At 62.3% G+C, this 23,049-nt stretch carries 24 protein-coding genes and 1 pseudogene; 15 read left to right on the top strand and 10 right to left on the bottom strand.

The features are described 5' to 3' along the window. Positions 1–108 precede the first annotated feature (108 nt). Positions 109–1,476 (top strand): bifunctional UDP-N-acetylglucosamine diphosphorylase/glucosamine-1-phosphate N-acetyltransferase GlmU, encoded by a 1,368-nt coding sequence (glmU, locus tag HDE79_RS15145; protein ID WP_184602895.1) that lies wholly within the window; start codon positions 109–111, stop codon positions 1,474–1,476. Positions 1,477–1,539: 63 nt separating this feature from the next. After that, positions 1,540–2,370 (top strand): hypothetical protein, encoded by an 831-nt coding sequence (locus HDE79_RS15140; protein WP_184602893.1) that lies wholly within the window; start codon positions 1,540–1,542, stop codon positions 2,368–2,370. Between the two features lie 17 nt (positions 2,371–2,387). Here the strand turns inward: HDE79_RS15140 and HDE79_RS15135 are convergent, their stop codons facing one another. Beyond that, positions 2,388–3,380: a pteridine-dependent deoxygenase gene (locus HDE79_RS15135; protein ID WP_184602891.1), complete on the bottom strand. Its 993-nt coding sequence runs from the start codon at positions 3,378–3,380 to the stop codon at positions 2,388–2,390. Positions 3,381–3,458: 78 nt separating this feature from the next. On the opposite strand from HDE79_RS15135, the gene HDE79_RS15130 reads away from it, so the two are divergent. The 8 genes and pseudogenes from HDE79_RS15130 to fabG all read left to right on the top strand — a co-directional run bounded on the left by HDE79_RS15130 (position 3,459) and on the right by fabG (position 9,937). Next, positions 3,459–3,746, top strand: a complete 288-nt coding sequence (locus tag HDE79_RS15130) for a phosphopantetheine-binding protein (protein ID WP_304625078.1) — start codon at positions 3,459–3,461, stop codon at positions 3,744–3,746. An 8-nt stretch (positions 3,747–3,754) separates the two neighbouring features. Further along, on the top strand, positions 3,755–4,528 hold the full coding sequence (locus HDE79_RS15125; protein WP_343205982.1) for a xanthomonadin biosynthesis protein: 774 nt from the start codon (positions 3,755–3,757) through the stop codon (positions 4,526–4,528). A gap of 11 nt (positions 4,529–4,539) precedes the next feature. Beyond that, positions 4,540–4,899, top strand: a complete 360-nt coding sequence (locus HDE79_RS15120) for a hydroxymyristoyl-ACP dehydratase (RefSeq protein ID WP_343205981.1) — start codon at positions 4,540–4,542, stop codon at positions 4,897–4,899. Then, positions 4,896–5,855 (top strand): acyltransferase, encoded by a 960-nt coding sequence (locus HDE79_RS15115; protein ID WP_184602886.1) that lies wholly within the window; start codon positions 4,896–4,898, stop codon positions 5,853–5,855. The genes HDE79_RS15120 and HDE79_RS15115 overlap by 4 nt, the downstream gene beginning before the upstream one ends. Further along, the gene (locus HDE79_RS15110; RefSeq protein WP_255488430.1) at positions 5,797–6,450 is read left to right on the top strand and encodes a LolA-related protein; all 654 of its coding nucleotides are present in this window, start codon (positions 5,797–5,799) and stop codon (positions 6,448–6,450) included. The genes HDE79_RS15115 and HDE79_RS15110 overlap by 59 nt, the downstream gene beginning before the upstream one ends. Positions 6,451–6,452: 2 nt before the next feature. Continuing rightward, a pseudogene (locus HDE79_RS15105) lies at positions 6,453–8,756 on the top strand (MMPL family transporter); the annotation flags it as partial. Next, positions 8,745–9,188 carry a phosphotransferase gene (locus HDE79_RS21845; RefSeq protein WP_221440197.1) on the top strand — a complete coding sequence of 148 codons (444 nt, stop codon included), beginning with the start codon at positions 8,745–8,747 and terminating at the stop codon, positions 9,186–9,188. The pseudogene HDE79_RS15105 and the gene HDE79_RS21845, both read left to right, overlap by 12 nt. Positions 9,189–9,199: 11 nt before the next feature. After that, positions 9,200–9,937 carry a 3-oxoacyl-ACP reductase FabG gene (gene fabG / locus HDE79_RS15100; RefSeq protein ID WP_184602882.1) on the top strand — a complete coding sequence of 246 codons (738 nt, stop codon included), beginning with the start codon at positions 9,200–9,202 and terminating at the stop codon, positions 9,935–9,937. A gap of 18 nt (positions 9,938–9,955) precedes the next feature. On the opposite strand, the gene HDE79_RS15095 is transcribed toward fabG, so the two are convergent. From HDE79_RS15095 to HDE79_RS15080, 4 genes are all read right to left on the bottom strand, one after another. Beyond that, on the bottom strand, positions 9,956–11,551 hold the full coding sequence (locus HDE79_RS15095; RefSeq protein WP_184602880.1) for a tryptophan 7-halogenase: 1,596 nt from the start codon (positions 11,549–11,551) through the stop codon (positions 9,956–9,958). Between the two features lie 147 nt (positions 11,552–11,698). Further along, positions 11,699–12,457 (bottom strand): glycosyltransferase family 2 protein, encoded by a 759-nt coding sequence (locus HDE79_RS15090; protein WP_184602879.1) that lies wholly within the window; start codon positions 12,455–12,457, stop codon positions 11,699–11,701. Further along, on the bottom strand, positions 12,454–13,290 hold the full coding sequence (locus tag HDE79_RS15085) for a beta-ketoacyl synthase chain length factor (RefSeq protein ID WP_184602877.1): 837 nt from the start codon (positions 13,288–13,290) through the stop codon (positions 12,454–12,456). Before HDE79_RS15085 ends, HDE79_RS15090 begins: the two co-directional genes overlap by 4 nt. Continuing rightward, on the bottom strand, positions 13,287–14,492 hold the full coding sequence (locus HDE79_RS15080; RefSeq protein ID WP_184602875.1) for a beta-ketoacyl-[acyl-carrier-protein] synthase family protein: 1,206 nt from the start codon (positions 14,490–14,492) through the stop codon (positions 13,287–13,289). Before HDE79_RS15080 ends, HDE79_RS15085 begins: the two co-directional genes overlap by 4 nt. Before the next feature lie 236 nt (positions 14,493–14,728). On the opposite strand from HDE79_RS15080, the gene hemF reads away from it, so the two are divergent. Then, positions 14,729–15,631 carry an oxygen-dependent coproporphyrinogen oxidase gene (gene hemF, locus HDE79_RS15075; protein WP_184602873.1) on the top strand — a complete coding sequence of 301 codons (903 nt, stop codon included), beginning with the start codon at positions 14,729–14,731 and terminating at the stop codon, positions 15,629–15,631. Positions 15,632–15,634: 3 nt separating this feature from the next. Here the strand turns inward: hemF and HDE79_RS15070 are convergent, their stop codons facing one another. Continuing rightward, positions 15,635–16,534, bottom strand: coding sequence for an aspartyl protease family protein (locus tag HDE79_RS15070; RefSeq protein WP_184602871.1), 900 nt, complete (start codon positions 16,532–16,534; stop codon positions 15,635–15,637). A 41-nt stretch (positions 16,535–16,575) separates the two neighbouring features. Further along, complete coding sequence (locus HDE79_RS15065) at positions 16,576–17,250, bottom strand: hypothetical protein (RefSeq protein WP_184602869.1); 675 nt, start codon at positions 17,248–17,250, stop codon at positions 16,576–16,578. A 142-nt stretch (positions 17,251–17,392) separates the two neighbouring features. Here HDE79_RS15065 and gpmA point away from each other — a divergent pair, with 142 nt between their 5' ends. From gpmA to HDE79_RS15045, 4 genes are all read left to right on the top strand, one after another. Further along, positions 17,393–18,136, top strand: a complete 744-nt coding sequence (gene gpmA / locus HDE79_RS15060; RefSeq protein WP_184602867.1) for a 2,3-diphosphoglycerate-dependent phosphoglycerate mutase — start codon at positions 17,393–17,395, stop codon at positions 18,134–18,136. Positions 18,137–18,145: 9 nt separating this feature from the next. Next, positions 18,146–18,520 carry a cupin domain-containing protein gene (locus HDE79_RS15055; RefSeq protein WP_184602865.1) on the top strand — a complete coding sequence of 125 codons (375 nt, stop codon included), beginning with the start codon at positions 18,146–18,148 and terminating at the stop codon, positions 18,518–18,520. A 127-nt stretch (positions 18,521–18,647) separates the two neighbouring features. Next, entirely contained in the window at positions 18,648–19,211 is a 564-nt protein-coding gene (locus tag HDE79_RS15050; RefSeq protein WP_184602863.1) for a DUF1453 domain-containing protein, read from the top strand. Positions 19,212–19,214: 3 nt separating this feature from the next. Next, the gene (locus tag HDE79_RS15045) at positions 19,215–19,685 is read left to right on the top strand and encodes a hypothetical protein (RefSeq protein WP_184602861.1); all 471 of its coding nucleotides are present in this window, start codon (positions 19,215–19,217) and stop codon (positions 19,683–19,685) included. Positions 19,686–19,718: 33 nt separating this feature from the next. Here HDE79_RS15045 and HDE79_RS15040 read toward each other — a convergent pair whose 3' ends face one another. The 3 genes from HDE79_RS15040 to HDE79_RS15030 all read right to left on the bottom strand — a co-directional run bounded on the left by HDE79_RS15040 (position 19,719) and on the right by HDE79_RS15030 (position 23,045). Continuing rightward, positions 19,719–20,591 (bottom strand): type 1 glutamine amidotransferase domain-containing protein, encoded by an 873-nt coding sequence (locus tag HDE79_RS15040; protein ID WP_184602860.1) that lies wholly within the window; start codon positions 20,589–20,591, stop codon positions 19,719–19,721. A 16-nt stretch (positions 20,592–20,607) separates the two neighbouring features. Then, positions 20,608–21,909, bottom strand: a complete 1,302-nt coding sequence (locus HDE79_RS15035; protein WP_184602858.1) for an amidohydrolase — start codon at positions 21,907–21,909, stop codon at positions 20,608–20,610. A gap of 161 nt (positions 21,910–22,070) precedes the next feature. Further along, positions 22,071–23,045 (bottom strand): hypothetical protein, encoded by a 975-nt coding sequence (locus HDE79_RS15030; protein WP_184602856.1) that lies wholly within the window; start codon positions 23,043–23,045, stop codon positions 22,071–22,073. Positions 23,046–23,049 lie beyond the last annotated feature (4 nt).

Genomic DNA, 23,049 nt, shown 5'->3' with positions numbered 1-23,049 from the left:
CGCCGCGACTGATCCAGCCAATACTGGTGGTCAAAAGCAAGAGCAACGTGCCGCGGAAGACGGACTATATTCTTCGCGGTCCATAACCCTGAATAACGTGGTGCTGTTATGCCAGAGCAAACCTTGCACGTAATCATCCTTGCTGCAGGCGAAGGCAAGCGGATGAAATCCAGGCATGCCAAAGTGCTGATGCCGCTGGCGGGTCGGCCACTACTGGCGCATGTGCTAGTTGCTGCGCGCGCGTTGCAGCCGGTAGGTATTCATGTCGTTTATGGGCATGCCGGTGAAGAGGTACGGACGGCATTCGCTGATCAGGCAGACCTGCACTGGGTGTTGCAGGCTGAGCGGTTGGGCACCGGCCACGCGGTCGAGCAAGCGCTGAAACAGATTCCTGATGGTTCGCAGGTACTGGTGCTCTATGGCGATGTACCGTTGATCCGCACCCAAACGCTGCAGCTACTGGTGCAAGCTAGCGGTGAGCTGCGCCTGCTCACGACGCGTCTCGATAATCCGCATGGTTACGGTCGAGTCCTTTGCGATGCTGCAGGACAGGTCCTCGAAGTCATCGAAGAGAAAGATGCCAGTGATGGCCAGCGCGCGGTTGACCTGGTCAATACCGGCATTCTCGCCGCCGAGTCGATGGCGCTGCGTAGCTGGATCGCCCGGCTCGATCGCAACAACGCTCAGGGCGAGTATTACCTCACCGATATTTTTGGTATGGCTGCGCATGAAAACCGTGCTGCACTGAGCATCGAATGTGCCGATCCGATCGAGGCGGCTGGTGCCAACGATCCATGGCAACTCAGCGAACTCGAGGCGCACTTCCGTCTTCGTGCGGCTCGCGCCTTGGCGCTCGATGGGGTGCGTCTGGCCGATCCGACACGCGTTGATGTGCGCGGTACGGTTACTGCTGGCTGTGACGTCGAGCTTGATATCAACGTCATCCTTGAGGGCAACGTGGTGCTAGGCGATGACGTGCGCGTCGGTGCATTCAGCCGGCTGAAAGACGTGCAGCTCGCCGCCGGTACCGTGGTGCATCCGCATTGCGATATCGAGGGGGTAGTCACCCATGGTCCGTGCATCATCGGCCCGTTCGCCCGCCTGCGTCCCGGCACCGAACTGGCCAGCGGCGCGCATGTCGGCAATTTCGTCGAGGTCAAAAAAACCACTATCGGCGAAAACAGCAAGGCCAACCACCTCAGCTATCTCGGCGACAGCATCATCGGTCGTGGCGTCAACATCGGTGCCGGCACCATCACCTGCAACTACGATGGCATCAACAAGTCGATCACCCGCATCGAAGACGGTGCCTTTATCGGCTCCAACAGCGCACTGGTCGCGCCGGTAACGATCGGCGCCCAGGCCACCATCGGCGCTGGTTCCGTGATCACCCACAATGCGCCCGAGGGTGAGCTGACTCTGACACGCGCGAAGCAAAGCACGCTGCGTGGCTGGAAGCGGCCAACAAAAAAATAAGCAGCTTGCTAGAAAATCTTTTCCACACTTTCGAATCGCCAGATGTTTCAAAGGCACTACAGCATGGCCAACGTTCGAGTTCGTGCGATGGTTTGCTTTGCAATGCTGTTCATGGCCATGTTTGTTTCCAGCTTGGCCGTGGCTAAGGACGGTAACGTCAAACAGCTCCCGCAGGGTCTCGACAGCCGTCATGGCAACCAGCCGACAAGCTTGGAAGGTAAGGATTTTCGCCTTCATCGGACTCACGCGATGGATGCAAGCGGCAGAGTGATTGACGACGTGCCGGCTTGGTTGGTGGACGTGAGGGACGCATATCCAGGGAACGATAAGTTTGATCCCATGTATGACACCAAGATTCCGGCTTTCGAAGGAGCCATCCCCAACGTGCTACACGGGAAGATTGCGCTGTACTATTTTTACGGATGGAAGATCGTCCCAAAGGATTGGCAAATTCGATATGCCTTTATTTCTGTAGATGGAAGTGATGGTTTTTCGCTCGTCGCTCCTGCGGGAGAGCAGCAAGGATGGATGGATTTTTCGTGGTTCAATGCCTGCGTTGGCTGTATGGATGAGGAGGCGGACGGACTCATTCTTGGAGCCCATCAGGCATACAAGGACGATATGCAGATCGACGACATGCCTTCGGGGGAGCCAAGGCTTTTACCGAGGCCGTGGATGCTTGTTCGTCCGGACAAGTGCAGTGTCTTATTTGCTTATCGACCGAAAGAATCGCTACCGGTTGAAGCGGCGATGGTCGCAGTGTGGTCTGAGCGCAATCTGATCTTTGTCGGCAGTGTCTACGCGGCGCTTCCGTCCGCGCAAAAGTCGTTGGCAGATTTCATCGTGCGCCAATATCGGAAAGATCGGTCAAGGTGCGTACATCAGCGGCTCTGAACGATAAATATCACTCCCTACGCATACCGCCACCCATCGATCTCCGCCAGCAGCTCGCGGCGGCAGATATCGCCGTGCAGCAGCAGCACCGGTACGCCGGGCAGACGGCGGCGGAAGAAGTCGCGTACGCGCGGGGCGTCGATGGCATGGCGCACGTAGGCTTTTAGCGGCGAGTGGGTGTCGAAGCCGGCGGGCATGTCAGCGCTGGCGAGCAGGGCTTCGAGGTTCAACAGGGTTTCGTCGAGTTGCGCATCCAGATCGTCGTTATGCGCCGATGCGTGGCCTACCACTGCCGCTGTGCCGGAGATCGCCAGCACATCCTGCGCGGGCAAACTCATGGCGCGGGCGAAGCTCGGTGGCGTGCGGCCGTACTGGCGCGGATAGCGCCAGGCACTGACTTGACGAGGATTTTCCACGCGTGCACCGGGCTGATCGCAGGCCAGCAGATAGACCTGCAACCGGTGGGCCGGACCGTGGTGGCCGATCGCGCTGGCCGCAGGGAAACCTTCGGCGAAAAACGCGCCCATACCGGCGGCGCGACCGTCGCAGAATTGCTTGTAGCGCTCGGCATCGCCCGCGCCCTGATTGATCGCGTCCAGGTAATTCCAGATGCGCAACACGTGCTGCTCGTTACGCTGGTGGATGAACTGACGTAGCTGCGCATAGGCGCTGGACGCAGCGCCTTCGGGGCCGCCGTGTTCGCGTTCGTCCAGCTCGATTGCGGCGAACAGCCAGCCGCCGCCGGCTGACCAGCGCAGGGCGCCTTCAGTACCGCAGTTCACCGGTGCATCGACGTGCCAGATCTCCAGCGCAGCGGGCGCATCAAAGCACTCCAGGGCGACTTGTAGCACCCGCGGATCATTTACAGTCTGACTACCGGCGCCAAAGCTGAGCAAGGCCAGCGTGCCAGCTTCCTTCAGCGTCGAGGTGATATCGCCAACGCGATACGACACGCGCGGCGCGCGGCGCATAAGCGGGTCAAACTGAGGTTTTTCACATCCCTGAACCATGTGGTGCAACCGAGAGCATTAAGGTCGCTATGTTACACTCCGCGGGCACTGCCACCGGGGGGGAGGCAATGAATCACGATGACGGAATCGAGCATGGCAGAGCAGACAGCGGCAGAACACGAATTGGCCACATTGGTCGTGGAATGCCTGAATCTCGATACCGTCACGCCGGATCAAATCGACCCCGATGCGCCGCTGTTCGGCGGTGATCTCGGTCTGGACTCCATCGACGCGCTGGAAATTGCGCTGGCCGTGTCCAAGCGCTATGGATTCCAGTTGCGTTCGGACAATCCCAACAACCGGCAGATCTTCACCAGCCTGCGCACACTGTCGGCGCATGTCGAGCAGAATCGCATCGCAGCATAACGACACCCGTGGCGCGTCTGCCTGCGTGGCCATTCATCGCGGTATCCGGCATGACGTATTCGCTTCCGCCCTGTGAGCAGCCTTCGTCCGCCGTTGTCATGCGGCGCTACCTGCTGCCGCTTTTACTGGCGTACCCGGTGCTGGCGATTGTCGGCGATGTAACGCATCGACAAATTTTTCCGCTGATCGCGCTGTTGTTGCTGGCGACGGCATTCATGTTGCCGTGGCTGCTGACACGGCGCCTCGGCGCCTGGCTTTCGTGGCTGACTGTGTTGGCGGCGCTGGTGTCGTCGTCGCTGTTCGGATTCGCCGACCTGCTGCTGGAAAGTGTGCCGATTCTGGTCAGTGCGCTGCTGGCGATCGGTTTTGGTCGTACGCTCGGCACGCCAGAGCCGCTGGTGGCGCGTTTCATCGTGGTGCTGGAAGGCCCCGAGCGGCTGGCGCAACCTGGGGTGGCGCGCTATGCCAGGGAGATCACCTGGAGTTGGACGCTGTTGCTGGCGGCCCAGGCGCTGCTGTTGGCCGTGCTGCTGTTGTGTGCCGAGCACGCGGGCGTGCTGGCGCGCCTGGGTTTTACTTCGCCACTGGCGGTGCCGGATCGCTGGGCCGCGATGTGGCTGCACGTCGGCGGTTATCTGGTACTGGCTGTCGCCTTCGTGCTGGAATATGGCTATCGGCGCTGGCGTTTGCGGCATCTCAGCCATCCGGGCCTTCACGACATGCTGCTTAAGCTCATGCTGCACTGGCCGGAACTGATGCATGGCAAAGGTGCGATATCGTGATGAGTACCGATGTGATTAAGACGGACGTAAGAAAGACGGACGCCATCAACGATGCATTCGAACATGATTTCTGTATCGGTGCCGATCACCCTTCGCTGCCCGGACACTTCCCTGGTCATCCGCTGGTGCCGGGCGTGATCCTGTTGGAGCAGGTGGCGATTGCCTTGCGCGCATGGCGCGGGGAGCACTTGATCCGTGTGCTGGAAGCGAAATTCATGGCGCCGCTGCTGCCGGCCGAACAGGCGCTTGTGCGTCTGACAGTGGTTGCCGCAAACGGGGCGACTGAAAAGGCTTCCGCTGCGCGCATCCGCTTCGAGTTTTTTCGTGATGACACATTGCTGGCGCGCGGCACGATCGAGGGCGCGGCGTGAGCACGAACGAACACTGGCAGAACCGGCCCGAGGGCGGCAGCTTTTTCGGTATGTGGGTCGTCCGCACCATCGCACTGCACGGCGGTCGTGGACTGGCGCGCGCGTGCCTTTATCCGATCACGCTGTATTTCTATTTGCGTCGCAAGCCCGAGCGGGTCGCTTCGCAGCAATATCTGCAGCGCGTATTCGGCAAGCCGGCCACAGCGCGACAGGTGTTCCGGCACATGCACAGTTACGCGGCGACCAGCCTGGACCGGATCTTTCTGCTGGCGCGTGGCGAGAAGCAATTCCAGATCGAAACGCAGGGACTGGAACTGCTTGACGAGAGCATCGCGCGCGGCCAAGGCGTACTGCTATTTGGCTCGCATCAGGGAAGCTTTGAGGCTTTGCGTACGGTCGGTGTGCGACGTCCTGACATGTCGGTACGCGTGGTGCTGGACAAGCAGAAAACCCCGGCGATGACCAAGTTGCTTGAGGACCTGGCGCCGGACATCGGCGCCAACGTGATCGACGCTTCGCAGGATGGCACCAGCATCGCGCTGGCCATGGCAGAGGCCTGCCAGGGCGGCGCGATGGTGGCGATGCTGGCCGATCGCGGTCGTGGCCACGAGGTACTTCGGTACGCCGATTTTCTGGGCTCGCCAGCACCGTTTCCGATCAGCCCCTGGCTGCTGGCGCATACCCTGCAGGTGCCGGTGGTACTGTGCTTTGGCCTGTATCTGGGCGGCAACCGCTACCGTGTAGTGTTCGAGGCGATGGCCGAGCGGGTGGAGATTCCGCGCAAGGAGCGGGGCCCGGCCCTGGACGCGTTGATCTCCCGCTATGCCCAACGCCTGGAACACTACGTCCATGTCGCTCCCTACAACTGGTTCAACTTCTATGATTTCTGGCAGCAAGATGTTCGCGCTACTGCTGTGCATGATGTTGCTGCCGTGGGCGAACGCGTCCAGGTGTGAAACCACGGCGGCGGTCGCCACGTCGTCCGCCACGTCGGAGCCGTTGATCGCTGCACTGGGCCAGCCCGCACCCGCGCGCACGGCGTTCGCCGAAGCGCGATTCCTGAAAGTGCTGGACAAGCCGCTGGTGGTCTCCGGCGAGCTGGCCTGGCTGGGTGGTGACCAGTTACAGCGACGCGTCGATCATCCCAATCCTGAAACCGCCAGCATTGCCAACGGCGAAGTGACCCTGCAGCGCGCTGGCAAGGCCGCGCGCACGTTTTCGCTGTCGCACGCACCGCAGCTGCAGGTGTTGCTGGACAGTTTCGTGGCCTTGCTCAGTGGTGACGGCAGCCGCTTGCAGCAGGCCTTCAACATTAGCCAGACCGGCGAAGCCAGCGGCGCGTGGACGCTCACGTTGCTGCCGCGCGATGCGAAGGTGGCCAAGGCTGTCGCCAGCATCGTGGTCGACGGCTACGGCAAGCAGTCGCGCTGCATGCAGATGCAGGAAGCCGACGGCGATCTGGCCATCGACCTGCTGGGTTCGCTCGCGGAGAAAATGCCCGCGCAGCCGACCCGCGAATCGTTGCAGGCGCTGTGCCGGGGCGCGCACTGAGCATGGGCTTACGAGGTCGCGTCACGCTGCTGGTGCTCTGGCTGCTGGTGCTGGCCGGGCTGGGCTGGATGGTCAGCCAGCGACTGAAGGTGAGCACCGACCTGCGCAGCTTCATGCCGGCGCCGACCACGCCCGATCAGCGTCTGTTGATGGAGCAGGTCGGGGAAGGCCCGGGCTCGCGTCTGCTGTTGCTGGCGATATCCGGCGGCTCCGATGCCCAACTCGCGGCACTCAGTCAGGGACTGGTGGTGGCGCTGAAGGCGGACAAACGCTATAGCCAGGTGCTCAACGGCGGCTTCGATCTGGACGCGCTCGATCCGAAGTTGTTGCCGTATCGCTACCTGCTGTCGCCGACGCTGGATACCCAGCCGCTGGATGAGGCGTACCTCACCGATCAGCTGCAGCAGCGGCTCGATGATCTCTCTTCGCCCGGCGCCAGCCTGTTGAAGGATCTGCTGCCGCGCGATCCCACGCTGGAAGTCTTGAAGCTGGCCGAGCGCTGGGCACCGCCGAAATCGCCGGAGTTGCGCGAAGGCGTGTGGTTCTCGCCACAGCACGAGGCGCTGCTGGTGGTGCAGACCGCCGCGGCTGGTTTCGATCCCGAGGCGCAGGCGCGAACCATCGGTGGCATCGAGCAGGCGTTTCACGCGTTGCCGGGTAGCGCCAGTGCCCATCTGGATCTCAGCGGGCCGGGTTACTTCAGCATGGTGATTGGCGCGCAGACGCAGCACCAGGCGGAGTGGATCGGGCGCATTTCCACCGTGGGTTTTATCGCGCTGCTGCTGCTGGCGTATCGCAGCGTGAGTTCGCTGTTGCTTGGCGCGTTGCCGATCGTCAGCGCGGCACTGGCCGGCATTGCCGCGCTGACCCTCGCGTTTCCCGACGTGCACGGCATCACGCTGGCGTTCGGCTTCACCCTGCTCGGCGTGGCGCAGGAGTATCCGATCCGCGTGCTCAGCCACCGCCGCGCGGGTGAGGATGCGGTGCAGAGCGTGCGTGCGCTGTGGCCGCTGCTGCTGACCGCGATCGCCTCGGCCTGTATCGCGTATCTGGCGTTCTACGCCTCCGGCGTGAACGGGCTGAAACAGCTGGCGGTGTTTACCATCGTCGGCCTGCTGGTCGCCGGTTTCAGTACGCGCTACCTGCTACCGCACCTGCTACCGCGCAAGGTGCGCGACGTGGCCGATCTGCACTGGCTGGTCCGGGCCCGTGACGTGGTCGATCGTCTGCCACGGCCGCGCTGGATTCCCCTGGTGGTCGCGTTGGCGATCGTGCTGATGCTGACCTTCGCCCCCGGGCCGTTCTGGCAGAACAATCTCGCGGCACTGACCCCGCTACCACAGGATATGTTGCTGCACGACGCGCGCCTGCGCGAGGCGCTGGGCGCGCCGGACGTGCGCTACCTGCTCGTGCTGCAGGCGCCGACCGAGCAGGGCGTACTGGCGCTGTCCGAAGCACTGCAGCCGAAGGTCGACGGACTGGTCGCGAAGCATGCCGTGGATGGCCTGGAACTGCCGTCGCGCTACCTGCCCAGTGTCGCCGTACAGCGCGCGCGGCAGCAGAAACTGCCGGACGATGATGCGCTGAAAAAAGCGTTGACGGATGCGCTGCAGGGCATGCCGTTCCAGCCGAATCTGTTCCAGCCGTTTCTCGATGACGTCGCCATTGCGCGCCGTTTGCTGCCATTGACGCCCGCGCTGTACGCGCAGTCCCCGTTGGGCCAGCGTCTGGCTTCCATGCTGGTTCAAAGGGATGGCCACTGGCTTGGCCTTGGCACGATCAGCGGCTTGCACGATGTGGCCGCTGTGCAGGCCCTTGGTGATCATAGTGGCGGCACGGTGCGCCTGCTCGACCTCAAGGCAGCCTCCGAATCGCTGGTGGTCGACTACCGCACGCGGATCCTGCAGGCGCTGTTGGCGGCGGTGGTGCTGCTGATTTGCACGATCAGCTTTGCCCTGCGCAGCCTGCGCCGCGCCTGGCACGTGCTGGCGCCGATGACGCTGGCCACCTTCCTGGTGCTGGCGGTGGAGCGCATGGCCGGTATCGAGATCTCGCTGTTTCATCTCGTGGCGCTGATCCTCGCCGGCGGCCTGGGCCTGCATTACGCGCTGTTCTTCGAGCGCGATACCGGCGATCCGGCCGAACAGCGGCGTACCCTGCATGCCACTCTCGTCTGCGTGCTGTCCGCGCTGCTGGTGTTCGGCATGCTGGCATGGGCGACGATTCCGGTGCTGCGCGCGATCGGACTCACGGTGAGCCTCGGTGTAGCCTTCCATTTCTGTCTGTCCATCTTGATGGCGCCGCATAGGCCAAAGACTGACTGGGCTGCACTGATCCCCCATGCTGGCAGCATGTGTCTGCTGGATGGCGTGCTTGCGTGGGACGAGCGCACCATTCACGCGATTAGCGAAAGCCAAGCCCGTGCAGACAATCCTTTGCGCAGCGCGCAAGGTTTGCACGCGGTGCACCTGGCCGAGTACGGCGCGCAGGCGATGGCTGTGCACGGAGCGCTGCTGGCGCGCGCTAGTGGGGCGCAGACGGCCCGGCCCGGTCGACTGGTCAGCTTGCGTGACGTGCAATTGTTTGTTGAATATGTTGATCACTACGATGGCCATCTGGACGTCCATGCCGAATGCCTGCAGGCCAGCGAGGCCAGTGCGCAATACCTCTTCCGTGTCGAGCATTGCGGCCAGCTGCTGGCCAGCGGTCGCGCGGCCGTCATTCATCCCGAATCCTGAGAGCGCATGCCATGACCACAATTCCTGCCTTGCGTCGCGCCTTGGTCACCGGTGGCAGCGGCGAGCTCGGTAGCGCGATCTGCCACGCGTTGGCTGCCGGTGGCTATCACGTGATCGTGCACGGCCATCAGAGCCTGCAGCGTGCACAAGAGGTGGCAGCGGAAATTATCGAAGCCGGCGGCAGTGCGGAGTCCGATGCCTTTGATGTGACCGATGCCGGCGTGACCCGCGCCGCATTGGATGCGCTGCTGGCCGAGGGCACCATCCACGCCGTGATCAACAACGCCGGGATCCACGACGATGCGCCGATGGCCGGCATGTCCGACGAGCAGTGGCATCGGGTGATCGACGTGTCGCTGCACGGGTTTTTCCATGTCACCCAGCCGCTGCTGCTGCCGATGGCGCGTGCGCGCTTCGGTCGCATCGTGTCGGTGAGCTCGGTGGCCGCGCAGGTCGGCAATCGCGGGCAGACCAATTACGCCGCGGCCAAGGCGGCCCTGCACGGCGCCACCAAATCGCTGGCGCGCGAGATGGCATCGCGCGGCATCACCGCCAACGTGGTGGCGCCCGGTATCATCGAAGGCCGCATGATCGGCGACGACTTTCCGCCTGAGCGCATCCGCGAAATGGTGCCAGCGCAGCGCGCCGGCAAGCCGGAGGAAGTCGCCGCGCTGGTGGCGTTCCTGTGCAGCGATGCGGCAGGCTACATCAACGGCCAGGTGATCGGTGTCAACGGCGGCATGGCCTGAGTTCCGACGGATAGTTGTTCACGCCGCCGCAAACAGCGTCGGCCGCAGGCGCGCACGAGTCAGGTCATGCATATCGCCACGCAGCGAATCGCCGCCGTCGGCCACGGCGCGCTCGACGATGCTGGCGGCCAGGCCATCGAGCAGGTCGACGTTTTCACGCAGACGCGTGCGCAAGGCTGCATCACTCAGCTGATCGTGCAACGTGGCATTCATCTCGGCAAACCATGGCAGCATGCCCTGATCGAGCATGCCGCGCGGATTGCGGCCCTGCGACAGCACATGCCAGCGTCCGAAGAAATGCTGCATGCGCTCGTTGAGTGCCTGTGCCGTTTCCAGTTCACGCGCCATGTCGGCAAACAGCGCGACATCGCCGAGGCGCTGTTGGAACACCAGCTGACACAGCACACCCCAGTAATAGGCGTAGTCCCAGATCACCTTGATCGGCAGCACTTCGGCATTGCCGAAGAGCGGGTATTGATGGCGATAGAGGGTGAGCGTGCTTTCGTAAAACGAGAAGAACAGCCGCTCGTACAGTCGTGCATACGGGGCCAGTGGCTGGCCGGCGCGGTCCAGCGCCACCAGTCGGCAGATATACGTATTGGCGATCGCGATGAAGTCGGTTCCCGGCGAGTAGAACGGATCGAGAAACGGCCCCGCCTCGCCGGTCAGCGCCCAGCGGTCCGCGCTGAACATGCGCGCGCAGCCGTAGGAGTAGTGACGGAAAAACGCGAAGTCGAGCAGCTTGTCGTGGCGCTTGCCGACTTCACGTGCGATGGCTGGCTGATGGGCGCCGAGCCAATCCTGCGCGCGTGCGAAGGTGTTCATCGTGTCGATCGGATGCATCGCCGCATCGGTGACGATACCGACCGAATGCGCACCCGATGCCAGCGGAATCAGCCACGTCCAGTAGCCCGGGCCGCACAGATGGTTGGTTGAGCGCCAGCGTTCTGCCGGCGTGCAGCGGCTCTGCCAGTCGCCATCGCTGCACCAGCCGTCGATCGCCAGGCGGTCGTCGATGCGAAACCACACGGCGTTGGCGTGGTGGCCGTTATCGCGGGTGAGGTCGAGCTTGCGGCGGATCAGTCCGGCACGACCGGAAGCATCCAGCAGCCAGCGTGTGGTGAGCGCGTACTGCTCGCCACCAGCATCGGTACAACGCACGCTGTGTGCATCGCCGTGGCTGCCCATGTCGAAACCCTGAACGGTGACACCGTCGCGAAAATCGATGCCGCGTCGGCGTGCTTCATCGCCGAGAAAATTCTCGAAGATGCCGCGATCGATCTGGTAGCTCGACGTGGGCAGCACCTTGCGCACGCCCAGCTCGGTCACGTTCTCCAGATCGCTGCGGCCATCGGAGAAAAAGAAGCGGAAGCCGAATTTGCGGATGTGCTCGGTTTCCAGGTGCTCGCGCAAGCCGAGTGTCTCGGCCAGATAGTGCGCGGCGATTTCCACCGTCGATTCGCCGACCTTGTGTGCGGCCAGTGGCAGCGGATGCGCATGGCGCTCAAGTACCACGATATCCATGTCGGGAAACTCGCCGCGCAGCTGCAGCGCCAGGCACAGTCCGGCGAGGCCGCCACCGAGAATCACTGCATCATGCGTCGTGTTGATCATGCAGACTCCGTGCCGCCAACCAAGCCTTGATTGTGTACCTTTCGATACTCGCATGTAGCGAGTGACGAGGCGGTCAGTGCGAAGGCATCGTGCCATGCATCATTCCGCTGCACAGCATGGGGTGAAACGGACGGTGATCCTGCGACGTCAGCTTGCGTTGGTGTCCTGGACAATCAGGGGTCGCGCGCGCGAACGGCGGTAGCTGGCAATCACGTTGCCGTAATGGAACACGCAGCCGATGGTGTAGGTGGTGATGCGGGTGACATCGCGCACCGGACTGAAGTGGCTGCGTCGGAATGTGTCGTGGTAACGGGAAGCGATGGGTACCGCGACGACGCCGAGTTTTTTCTCACGCGAGGCGGCAATCAAAATGGCCGCTTCGAACACGAAATGTTCGGCCGACAGATTCACCAACTCCATCGCTGTACGCGGATACCAGCGCTGGCCACTTTGCGTGTCGGCCACCGGCTGCGCGCAGGCCCAGGAAATGCCCCAGTCAGCCACTGCATTGGCGCGGCGGCGAGATTTGGGTTGCTGCGCGCGATCGAGCAGGCGCGCACCGATCACGATGTGCTCCGGATAACCAGCGGCTGCTGCGACGATGCGTGGAATGTCCTCGGCCACATGCTGGCCGTCGCCGTCCATCGTCAGCACCGCGTCGAAACCCTGCCGCAGCGCCTCGCGGAAGCCGTGGCGCAGCGCTTCGCCTTTGCCGCATCGCTGCGCGTGGCGCAGCAGGGTCACCGGCAGGCTGGCGACGATCTCGGGCGTGCGGTCATCCGAGCCGTCGTCGATCACGATCACGGCCGCACCCAGCGCCAGCACGGATTCGATCACCGATTGGATCGCCTCTTCCTCGTTGAGGCACGGGATCAGTACGCACCAGCGCGTGGTGTTGGCGGTCAAGCGACATGCTCCGCGTTGCGGTGATGCGCGTCGAAGGCACGCACGTCGACCTGCTGCAGCTCAATATGCAGTCCCAGCGTAGCGGCGGCATCGACCTGGCAACGACCATGACCACGCGCCAGCAGGGCCAGCAGCAGCAGCGCATCTGCCGAAGCGTTGGCATCGCGCCAGCCGGCCAGCGGCTCGGGCAAAGTTTCGACCGGGCCGTTTGGCGCAAGCGTGATGTCCAGCGAGGCCAGTGTCGTCCCGCTGACCGCGGGTGCCAAAACCAGCGCGCAGCCGAACGACTGCGTGCAGCCGGTTTCTTCCACCAGTGGATACACGCCGGCGATATCGCTGCACACCAGCAGCACCGGGCGTTGGTCAGCCAGCGCCTGGCTTATCGCTTCCAACAAGCCGGCACCGAAACTCATGCGGTGCGCACACACCGCGGTTGACGGTTCGTGGCAGCCGGTGGCGATGGTCCAGTAGCCGGCCGGCGCGTTGTGTACCGAGTTGTGGAAACGGATCGGTGACAGCTCGGTCGGCGCGCTTGCCAGCGTGGCGCACATGTAATCGGTGATCGCTTGATCGCCGTGCGACGAGGAAAACACGCAGGTCAGTGACGCCGCTGCGCGGCCACTCATCGCCACTGCCTGGCCGGCCACCTCGACCGCTAGCAGCACACTTTCCGGCGCGCGCCGGCGTTCGTTCGGCGGCAGCGTGGTGGCAGCGGGCTTCGACAGCGGTGGCTCGGGCGTATTGCCGACCAGCAGCGACTGCAGCGCGGTGTAGCTGCCAAGATGCTTCGACCACAGGCCGATGCCTTCGATATGGATGCGCAGCGGGCTCATGCGGAGAATCCAGCGCGAGCGAAAGCGAGGCATGCATTGTTGCCGCCAAAGCCGAACGAGTTGCTGAGCGCTACATCAACGCGTTGATGCTCGTTTTTCCAGGCGAACTGCGGGCCGCAGCCCGGATCGGGCATGCTGCCGCCGAGGTTGCCAGGGATCAGTCCATGCTCGATGGCCTGCAGTGCGATAGTCGCCTCGATAATGCCTGCCGCGCCCAGCGTGTGACCGGTGAAACCCTTGGTGGAACTGCTGCGTGTGCGCGCGGGAAACGCGCGACTGACCAGCGCGGCTTCCACCTCGTCATTCTTCGTGCTGGCGGTGCCGTGCAGGTTGATGTAATCGACCTGCACCGCGTCCAGCCCCGCGCGCGCCAGCGTGTCGCGCAACGCCAGCTCAGCGCCGAGGCCTTCGGGGTGCGGTGTGGACATGTGGTGGGCGTCGCTGGCTTCGCCATAGCCGAGCAGGCGTGGCGCATCGGGCACTGCATCGACGCGCTCCAGCAGCGCGAAGCCGGCCGCTTCGCCGATCGAGATGCCGTTGCGCGCGGCGTCGAACGGGCGACACGGCTGCGATGACACCAACTCCAGCGCGTTGAAGCCGAACAGCACGCTGTCGCACAGGGTATCCACGCCACCGACGACGGCTGCGTCCACCAGTCCGAGACGGATCATGCGTTCGGCGCTGGCAAATACCTTGGCGCTGGACGAGCAGGCGGTAGAAATGGTCAGGCACGGGCCTTCCAGTGCCAGCACGGCGGTAACGAAAGCCGCCAGCGAATGCGGCGCATGGATCGCCGGGCGCCGCATATCGTCGGGGAAGCCGCCGTCGGCATCGAGCCGGCGATAGGCCGTTTCCGTTTCACCAATGCTGGCGGTGGAGGTGCCCAGCATCAGCGCGATACGCCCGGCGCCGTAGCGATCGCGCGCCTCGCGCACGCGATCGAGGAAACCGTCCTGATTCAGGCCCAGCCACGCCAGCCGGTTGTTGCGGCATTCCCACACGGCATGCTCAGCTGGCAACCGCGTGTCTTCCACACCGACCACGCGGCCGATCCAGCAGTTCAGCGACGCACTGCTGAAATCGTTGGGGCGCAGGCCGCTGCGTGCGTGACGCAGCGCATCAAGCTGGGCGGCAAGGCCGTGTCCGATGGCCGAGGTGGCGGTATACGCGGTGACCGCGAGAGGAGTCATGGGATCGGACATCGCGAGAGCCTAATGGTCGGTTCGGGGATTGCCTAGCCCGTCATGGGTTTGGCGACGGGTTGGCGAGAATGGTGGGCCTCGCGGCATGAAGGTCATGGGAATGTCAGTCAGTGGCTTATCGGCGCTGCGTGCTCCGATTCAGCGGTGACGCAAGTCAAGGTACGCGGCATCGCGGCGCATCGCCGCCGGTGATTTGCCTTGCTAAGCTCGCTGCTGTTGAAGAATCGAGTAGCGAGATGAGCGAGCAAGCCGAACGTGCCGAAACCTTCCTGCGTGGATTGCAGGACCGCATCTGCGCCGGGGTCGAGCAGATTGACGGCCGTGGCCGCTTCGTCGAGGATGCCTGGGTGCGCGAAGGCGGCGGTGGTGGCCGCACGCGGGTGCTGACCGATGGCGACGTATTCGAGCAGGCTGGCGTCAATTTCTCCTACACCCAGGGCAAGTCGCTGCCGCCGGCTGCAACGGCGCGCAAGCCCGAACTCACCGGTGCCTCATATGTGGCGGCCAGCGTGTCGCTGGTCCTGCATCCGCGCAATCCGCATGTACCGACCACGCACGCCAACGTGCGCTACTTCGAGGCGAACAAGCCGGGTATGGAGCCGGTGTGGTGGTTTGGTGGCGGCTTCGACCTTACGCCGTTCTATCCGCATGACGAAGACGTACGCCATTGGCATACGGTCGCCAACGACTTGTGTACACCGTTCGGTTCGGACGTCTATTCGCGCTATAAAAAATGGTGCGACGAATATTTCTATCTCAAGCATCGCGATGAGACCCGCGGTGTCGGGGGCCTGTTTTACGATGACCTCAATGAAGGCGGCTTCGAGCGCTGCTTCGCTTTCACTCAGGCCGTAGGCGAAGGATTCCTGGACGCCTACCTGCCGATCGTCGAACGCCGCAAAGCCATGCCGTACGGCGAACGCGAGCGCGAGTTCCAGCTGTACCGGCGCGGCCGCTATGTGGAGTTCAACCTGGTCTACGACCGTGGCACGCTGTTTGGTCTGCAGTCGGGTGGACGTACCGAATCGATCCTGATGAGTCTGCCGCCGCGGGTTCGCTTTGAGTATGCCTATGCGCCTGAGGCTGGTTCAGCCGAGGCGAAGCTGGCCGCGTATCTGAAGCCGCGCGATTGGGTGTAGGCACTATGCAGGCGTCTGGCACGCCAGACGCTGCGAAGCTTGATGCGTCGAATCAGCTGGGCATGCGCGCCGTAAAAGCCACGCACGTCCCGAAGCCAGGTCTACAGTTAATACCCACTTCCTGAAAAATCGTGCCCCGATGTTGCCATCCTTTATTAAATCAAGCGTGATCGCTTGTCCCTCAACGGGAATACCTCCGGCGATTTCGAACTTTGTTGATTGAGGATCCTTTTTGTTGGGATCGAGATGAAACTGGTCCGCAAGATATTTCGCAATCACCAAAACGCCGCCGCCATTTCCTGAATCCATCTCCATCCACGCCATGCCATGCGAAGTTGGCACGGCTACATCCACCGTAAGCGCGACGCCCTCGGCATCGCGTACAAGCCGTATGGGGACTTCTTTGGCGTTGCGTATTCGGTCTTTGAAACTGTCCACGCTCTCGATGGTGAGCGTTTTTCCGGATTCATCGAAAGTGATCGTCCGCCCCGCAAAAATGTCCAGACCGAGTGAACCATCCAAATGAGGCGCGCCCTTTGGGAGCATGCCCATGATGTCGAGTACCCCAACAGTTGGCGCTTTCAAAATGGCGCCTGCCGTTTTGAATTGCAGATCGTCACAACGCTGAAAATCCAGACGTTCTCCTGTCATGCGAAATCCGGTAACCCTCCCCCAGGGAGTGCATCCGATGGTTTTGGCGAAATCCGAGCTGATGATCGATTCGCCTCCACCGGTATCGAACTGAAAGAGTCCCTCGTGACCGTTGACCTCCGCGCGCATCGTCAACGTTGAACCCATATAGGGCTCAAGCTGAATGGTTGTTGCTACCGAAGCGAGTGCGTCGGCATAGGTTACGCTGATCATGCACGACATGAGCACGCAAGCAAGAGCCTTCTTCCGCATGTTTATCCTTCGTGCAAGATCACAATGAGGGCAGATGGGACTTATGGCGTCGCCCCGCTGAACTTCACCACCGTGGCGCCTTTCACCGGTCCGATCTGCGCGCTGTCGCTGACCTTCAGCACCACCTCGCGGCGAAATTCCAGCGTGCCCTGAACGACGGCGTGTGGCCCGATCACGATCACCGGCGTGTGGGTGTTGTTGTGGATCCAGCCGTGCGACTCATCGACAAGGATGCCGCCCTCGACGTGCGAGTTGGCGCCTACCGTGATGTCGCCGGTGACCGTGTTGATTCCGCCGGCCACATGCGCCGCCTCCAGGGCGATGGCACCGTTGACGTTGCCGACCTTGCCGAGCACTTCGGCGCCCTGGGCCAGACGCAAGCCGCCGTTGACCGCGGTGACGTCACCGCCGACGCGGCTGGCGCTGCCCAGTGTCACGGCGCCATTGACCGTTTCCAGCGACTTGGCGTGGCCGTTGTCGCCCAGATCGATCGAGCCGTTGACCGTGTTGGCCTTCTCGACCTGGGCGCCAGAGCCGATATGGACCGAGCCGTTGACCGAGCTCACGTCGCCGGCCGGCTGACCGGCCTCGACGGTGACCGAACCGTTGATCTTGCTGATGTCGTCGCCGCTGGCCCAGGCTGAGGAGGGCAGCGTCGCCAGCGGCAGCGCCAGCGCGAAAGCGGCGCTGATGAAAATCGTCGGAATTCGACGCATGACAGTCTCCGTGAGTGATTGGTGCAGCTAGGATGCACCCGCGCCGCCGCGGGTTTACCATGACCTGTGGCAGGGGTCGGTATTTGACGCTGCCGGCCGGTGGCCGCACCATGCCGGCCTGTCCCACGTTGATGATCGCCTTATGCACAAGCTCGTACTGATCCGCCACGGCCAATCGCAGTGGAACCTCGACAACCGCTTCAGCGGCTGGGCCGACATCGACCTCACGCCGCAGGGCAACGCCGAGGCCATCGCTGCTGGCGAGCTGCTGAAATCGTCCGGCTATACGTTCGACGTGGCGCACACCTCGGTGCTGAAGCGTGCGGTGCGCACGCTGTGGGGCGTGCAGGACGCGCTGGAGCAGATGTGGATCCCGGTACTCACCGACTGGCGCCTCAACGAACGCCACTACGGCGGCCTCACCGGCCTCAACAAGGCGGAGACGGCGGCCAAGTACGGCGAAGACCAGGTCAAGATCTGGCGCCGCAGCTACGACATTCCGCCACCGCCGCTGGAGCGCAGCGCCAACGAATCCGTTGACGATCCGCGTTACGCCACGCTCGATCCGAAAGACATCCCCGACACCGAATGCCTCAAGGACACCGTTGCCCGCGTGTTGCCGTACTGGCACGAAACGCTGGCGCCAGCGATCCGCGCCGGTCAGCGCGTGCTGGTGGTGGCTCACGGCAATTCGCTGCGCGCGCTGGTGAAGTACCTCGATAACATTTCCGACGAGGCCATCGTCGAGTTGAATATCCCCAACGGTATTCCGCTGGTCTACGAGTTCGACGAACACCTCAAGCCGCTGCGCCATTACTACCTCGGCGATGCCGCCGAGATCGAGGCCAAGATGGCCGCCGTGGCCAATCAGGGCAAAGCCAAATAAGGATCGTCCGTGACCAAGGTCAGTTCACCGAAAGCCGTCGCTGCGTCGCTGACCGACTACTGGTCGCCGCGCATCGTCGGCGAAGTGGACGATGCCTTCATCAAGGTCGCCAAGGTGTTGGGCACGCTGTGCTGGCATAGTCATGACGACGAGGACGAGCTGTTTCTTGTCCTCAAGGGTCACCTGCGTATCGAGCTGGAAAACGCCGAAGCCGTTGAACTCGACGAAGGCGAGATGTTCGTCGTGCCGAAAGGCGTGCGGCATAACCCCGTGGCTGCGGACGAGTGTCACATCCTGCTGATCGAGCGTAAATCGACCCTGCATACCGGCACCGTCGTCACCGACAAGACGCGCTCGCTGGCCGAGCAGCTCGGCAGCGTCTAGTTCGCCATCTTGGATAGCTGACAACGGATGAGATGACAGCCGTCATGTGCGATGACTGTGTCCGGTCAGTCGCCAGTGTCGCGCCGCTCGATTAAGCTGTGCTTGTATCCACCACCTTGCGATGACGATGCCTCCCCATCTGTCCCAATATTTCATCATGGTGCCGCTGCTGGCATGGGTGGTCTGGCGGCGCGTCAGCCGCTCGTTCGGACGTCAGCCAATCAAGCGCAAGACGATGATTGTGCGCATCGCGATCTTTGCGGTGCTCGGGGCGCTGCTGGCGCTCAGTGGCCTGCACAAGATCGAGCTGGCCGAAGGCCTGCTTGGCGGCGCGATTCTCGGCGCCGGACTGGGTGTCCTCGGCGTACGCCTCACCCGCTTCGAAGTCGACCCGGTGCGTGGCGACTGCTATGTGCCCAACCCATGGATCGGCGCGTTTCTCACCGTGCTATTGCTTGGTCGACTGGCCTACCGTTTCCTGGTGGTGCTACCGCAGGTGCAGCAGGCGCATGCCGCGGCACAGGGTGCTTCCGATGCGGGTGCGCAAGCCTGGTCGTCCGGCTATACCTCCAGCCCACTCACCATGTTGGTGGTCGGGCTGCTGATCGGCTACTACATCGTCTATTTCACCGGTCTGCTGATTCATCACCGGCGTTTTCAACAGGCGCAGCTGCACGCTACGGTGATGTAGCGAATGAGCGGCAATACTTCAATACGCATTACAACGAGCGGGTGTCTTGTCATTGCGGTATTTCTGCTTTCGTGTGTCGTAACGACAAGCGTCGCAAGCTCACCCTTGTCATGCCCGAAGCCCGATAAATCGTTTCCTGCGTTTCTATCGCGATTTACCAGCGATGCCGTATTTCAAGAGTCGCGAGTGATTTTCCCACTCGTTTCGCGCTTTGGTGACTATCGGCTATCCAACCAAACCGTCGAGCTCTGGAGCTTGAGTGATATCCACAAACAAAAAAATCCGCTCATCTATTCAAGATCCGACCTAAAAAAGCAGTTTCTTGTGCAATCCATTTCGTTATTTCAGCCGCATCGCTATGCGGAAGTCATTCAAGAAAATGCTGGAGAGGCTGATAGCACACGGCTGCTATATAAATTCAGGGAAGTGGGTGGTTGCTGGTTTCTGGAGGAGGTCCATGACCGCTCACTTTAGTCGTCTTGATCAGATGCGCTAATTTATGGGCGGTTAAACGCAGGAATCTTTCTCGCCTAGCATCGCCGAAAATTCCCTGGCGAAGCGATGCACATCACCGGGCCAGCGCGCCGACACGTAATTGCCATCACGTACCACGAAGGCTGGTGAATCATCCTTGACGCTGTCGCGCGCGATGCCGCTGGTCTTGCGGGCATAGTCTTTGGCGTCGCGCGGCACGTCCTTGAAATCGGCCGGATCGGCCAACGCACGTGTCACTTCCTGTTGCACCGACATATAGCCGCTCGGTTGATCGGCGCTCTCGTTATAGGTGCGGTAATAGTGTGGATCCCAGAAGCGGGTGATTCGCGCCGTGGTCCACGCCTTTTTCTCGAGCACCCAGGTCAGCGCGGTGGTGCGTTTGCCGAACAGCACCGACTTGCCGCTCAGCTTCGAGCGACTACGCGCGGCCAGCAGCACGCCGTGACAGATCGCTGCGACCGGTTTGCCGGCATCAAAGAACGCCGCGACGATGCCTTGTAGTAGCGGACTTTCAAGGTATTCGCGCATCCCACGCGCGCGATGACCACCGGGCAGCAGCAGTCCGGCGTAATCCGCCGCGTCGAGTTCGTCCCAACGCAGCGGCGCGCAAAACGCGGTGTCTTTCAGCATCGTGGCGTAGGCCTTTCGTGCATCGCCATTCGCGCGCAGGATCAGCCCGACCACCCGTAGTTGCCGCAGCCCCGGCAGCCAACCCCACGGGTCGAGTCCGACGCCGCTGAGCATCATTTCGTCTGCGCTGGCCGGATGGCCATCAGGTGTGGCGAACACGATCTCATGCCCATCATTGCGCAGGATCTGCCAGCTCACCGCGACCTCGGAAGGATCGGCATCGCGGCTTGGCAGCGGGATAAGAATTTTAGCCATGAGGAGATAGATGCTCTTATGCGGTTGGTCCGTTGAGATAATCCAGGCTCGCCTGCAGCATCGATTCCATCCCGATCGTCAGTGCACCTTCGTCGAGGAAGAATTTCGGCGAATGGTTGGACGGCGCCTTCGAGGCGTCCTGTCCTTTCGGCGTGGCGCCGACGAAGAAGTACACGCTCGGCACGGCCTCGGCGAAGTAGGCGAAATCTTCCGAGGCCATCCACGGTTTGGCTTCGATCGCATGTTCGCTGCCGATGGCCTTGCCGATGCTGACCCGTACGCGCGCGGCGAGGGCAGGGTCATTGACCAGTATCGGGTTGCTGTCGCCGATCGGGATCTGCTCTTCCACTGTCGCGCCGTTGGCGGCGGCGATATGCTCGGCGGTGCTCTTCAGATCATCCACCGCCTGTTGGCGCATGCCTGCGTCGAAGGTGCGCAGCGTGCCCTGCAGTTCCACCTGGTCGGGCACGATGTTGTAGCGCGAGCCGCCCTCGACGATGCCGAAGCTGAGCACCGCGGGTAGCGTGCTGATATCAAGGCGGCGGCTGACGATGGTTTGTGCGGCAGTGATGATCTCGGCCGAGGTTACAATCGGGTCGATGCCATTCCAGGGCATCGCGCCGTGCGTCTGCTTGCCGTGCACCACCATGCGGAACCAGTCCGAGCCGGCCATGGTCGGCCCCGGTCGCACCGAGACGGTGCCGACGTTGAGCGAGGAGACCACATGCATGCCGAAAATCGCATCGGGTTTGAAATCGCGGAACAGCCCCTCTTTCAGCATCAGCGCGGCGCCGCCTTCCTCGCCGACCGGCGCGCCTTCCTCGGCGGGCTGGAACACGAACAACACCGAACCGTGCAGAGTCTTCTTCATGCCGCTGAGCGCCTGCGCCATGCCGAGCAGCATTGCGGTGTGTGCGTCGTGGCCGCAAGCATGCATCACGCCGGTCGGCTTGCCGCGGTATTCGCCCGTCGCCTTCGAGGCGAACGGCAAACCTGCCGGCTCGGTCACCGGCAGCGCATCCATGTCGGCGCGAATTGCCAGTCGCGGGCCGGGCAGGTCGCCCTTGAGCAAACCGACCACACCGGTGTGTGCGATACCGGTATGTACTTCCAGCCCCAGCTTTTTCAGCTCTGCCGCCACCAAGGCCGACGTGCGCACCTCGCGGTTGCTCAGCTCGGGATGCTGATGGATATCGCGCCGCCACGCCGTAACCTGCGGCAACTCCTTCTGCGCCATGGCCTGCACGCTGGGGGTATCGGTGGCGTGCAAGGACGTGATGGCGGCGGCAAGCGTCAGGGCGAAAGCAGTACGGCGCATGGGCATCTCCAAGGTAGGGATGATCGATGCTAGCGCGTGTGCGCGTTGCGTTGCCGTTTTTTTGGCGAGTGATTCGTCGGAAAGTGATGTAGCTGCTTGCGTCGGGCGGTGACTCATTAAGCGCTTTGGGCCGCGACCGGCCAAAAGAAGACACCGGCACTCTATCTGCTTGTTGGGAAAAGGAGGGAGCGAAATATAACGGTCCGATTCGATTCCACCGTCCCGGTGGCCTGCAGCCATCGTTCCTTGGCGATAATCGGCGTGCATGGGCCAAAAGTGCAGATGCGAATCTCACGGCCCATCGCTTCCTGTCGCAGCGAATCCAGCACAGCACGCATGATCGTGTCGGTGAAAGGCGTATACAGATAAAACACCGTGCCACTGGATAGATCGGCAGCCTGTGCATCCTGCTGAATAAAGGTCACCTGCGTCAGGTTCAACGCTCGGGCGCTCCGTTGCGCGCAGTTGACATAGGCTGCCTCGAGTTCAATCCCGATGCTGCGCGTACCTGAACAGATGGAAGTGAGCAACGGGACATGACCCATGCCCGAGCCAAGATCAACCAGTACATCCCGTTCGGTGAGTGCGGCGCGCTCGATCAGATCTAAGATATGGCGCGCCGGAGTGGGTTGATAAAACACCATCTCTGGCGGCAGCTCAGCTACTCCGGTGCAGGGCTCTTCGAACTCTAAAACTCCGCTGATCAGTTCATCAAGATAGTCATAGCGTTCACCGCTTGCCCGAGAGGCATGATGGCCATCATCAGCGGACGCGATCACCCATTGCAACAGCGATTCCGCCCCGGCACCCCGCTGGATGTCGCGACGGATGGTGTGGTAGATCGCGTAGTTGACTGCCTCCAGCCTGGCATAGATCGCCTCAGCTCGATGATGGAGTTCCGCCTCCAGAGAGGATTCAGCATCGCGGACTTGAGCCTGTCCATTCGGGAGATGGGCCTCGAGGCAGTCAAGCGCCTCGAGGCGTTGACGCAGCCGCCCCGGTTCGTCGAGCGAGCAATCCTGCTCCATCTCCTCGATCAAGGTTTGCAACACACTCACCAACGTTCTGAAATTCCCTTCGTCCAGCTCCAAGTCCTCCAAATGAACGTGTGCATCGGCGCTTGGAATTTGCTTCATGAGG

It is taken from the genome of Rhodanobacter sp. MP1X3 (assembly GCF_014207165.1).
Lineage (GTDB): Bacteria > Pseudomonadota > Gammaproteobacteria > Xanthomonadales > Rhodanobacteraceae > Rhodanobacter.
The sequence above is the reverse complement of the archived record's forward strand: the minus strand, read 5'-3'. Positions and strand labels throughout refer to the sequence as shown.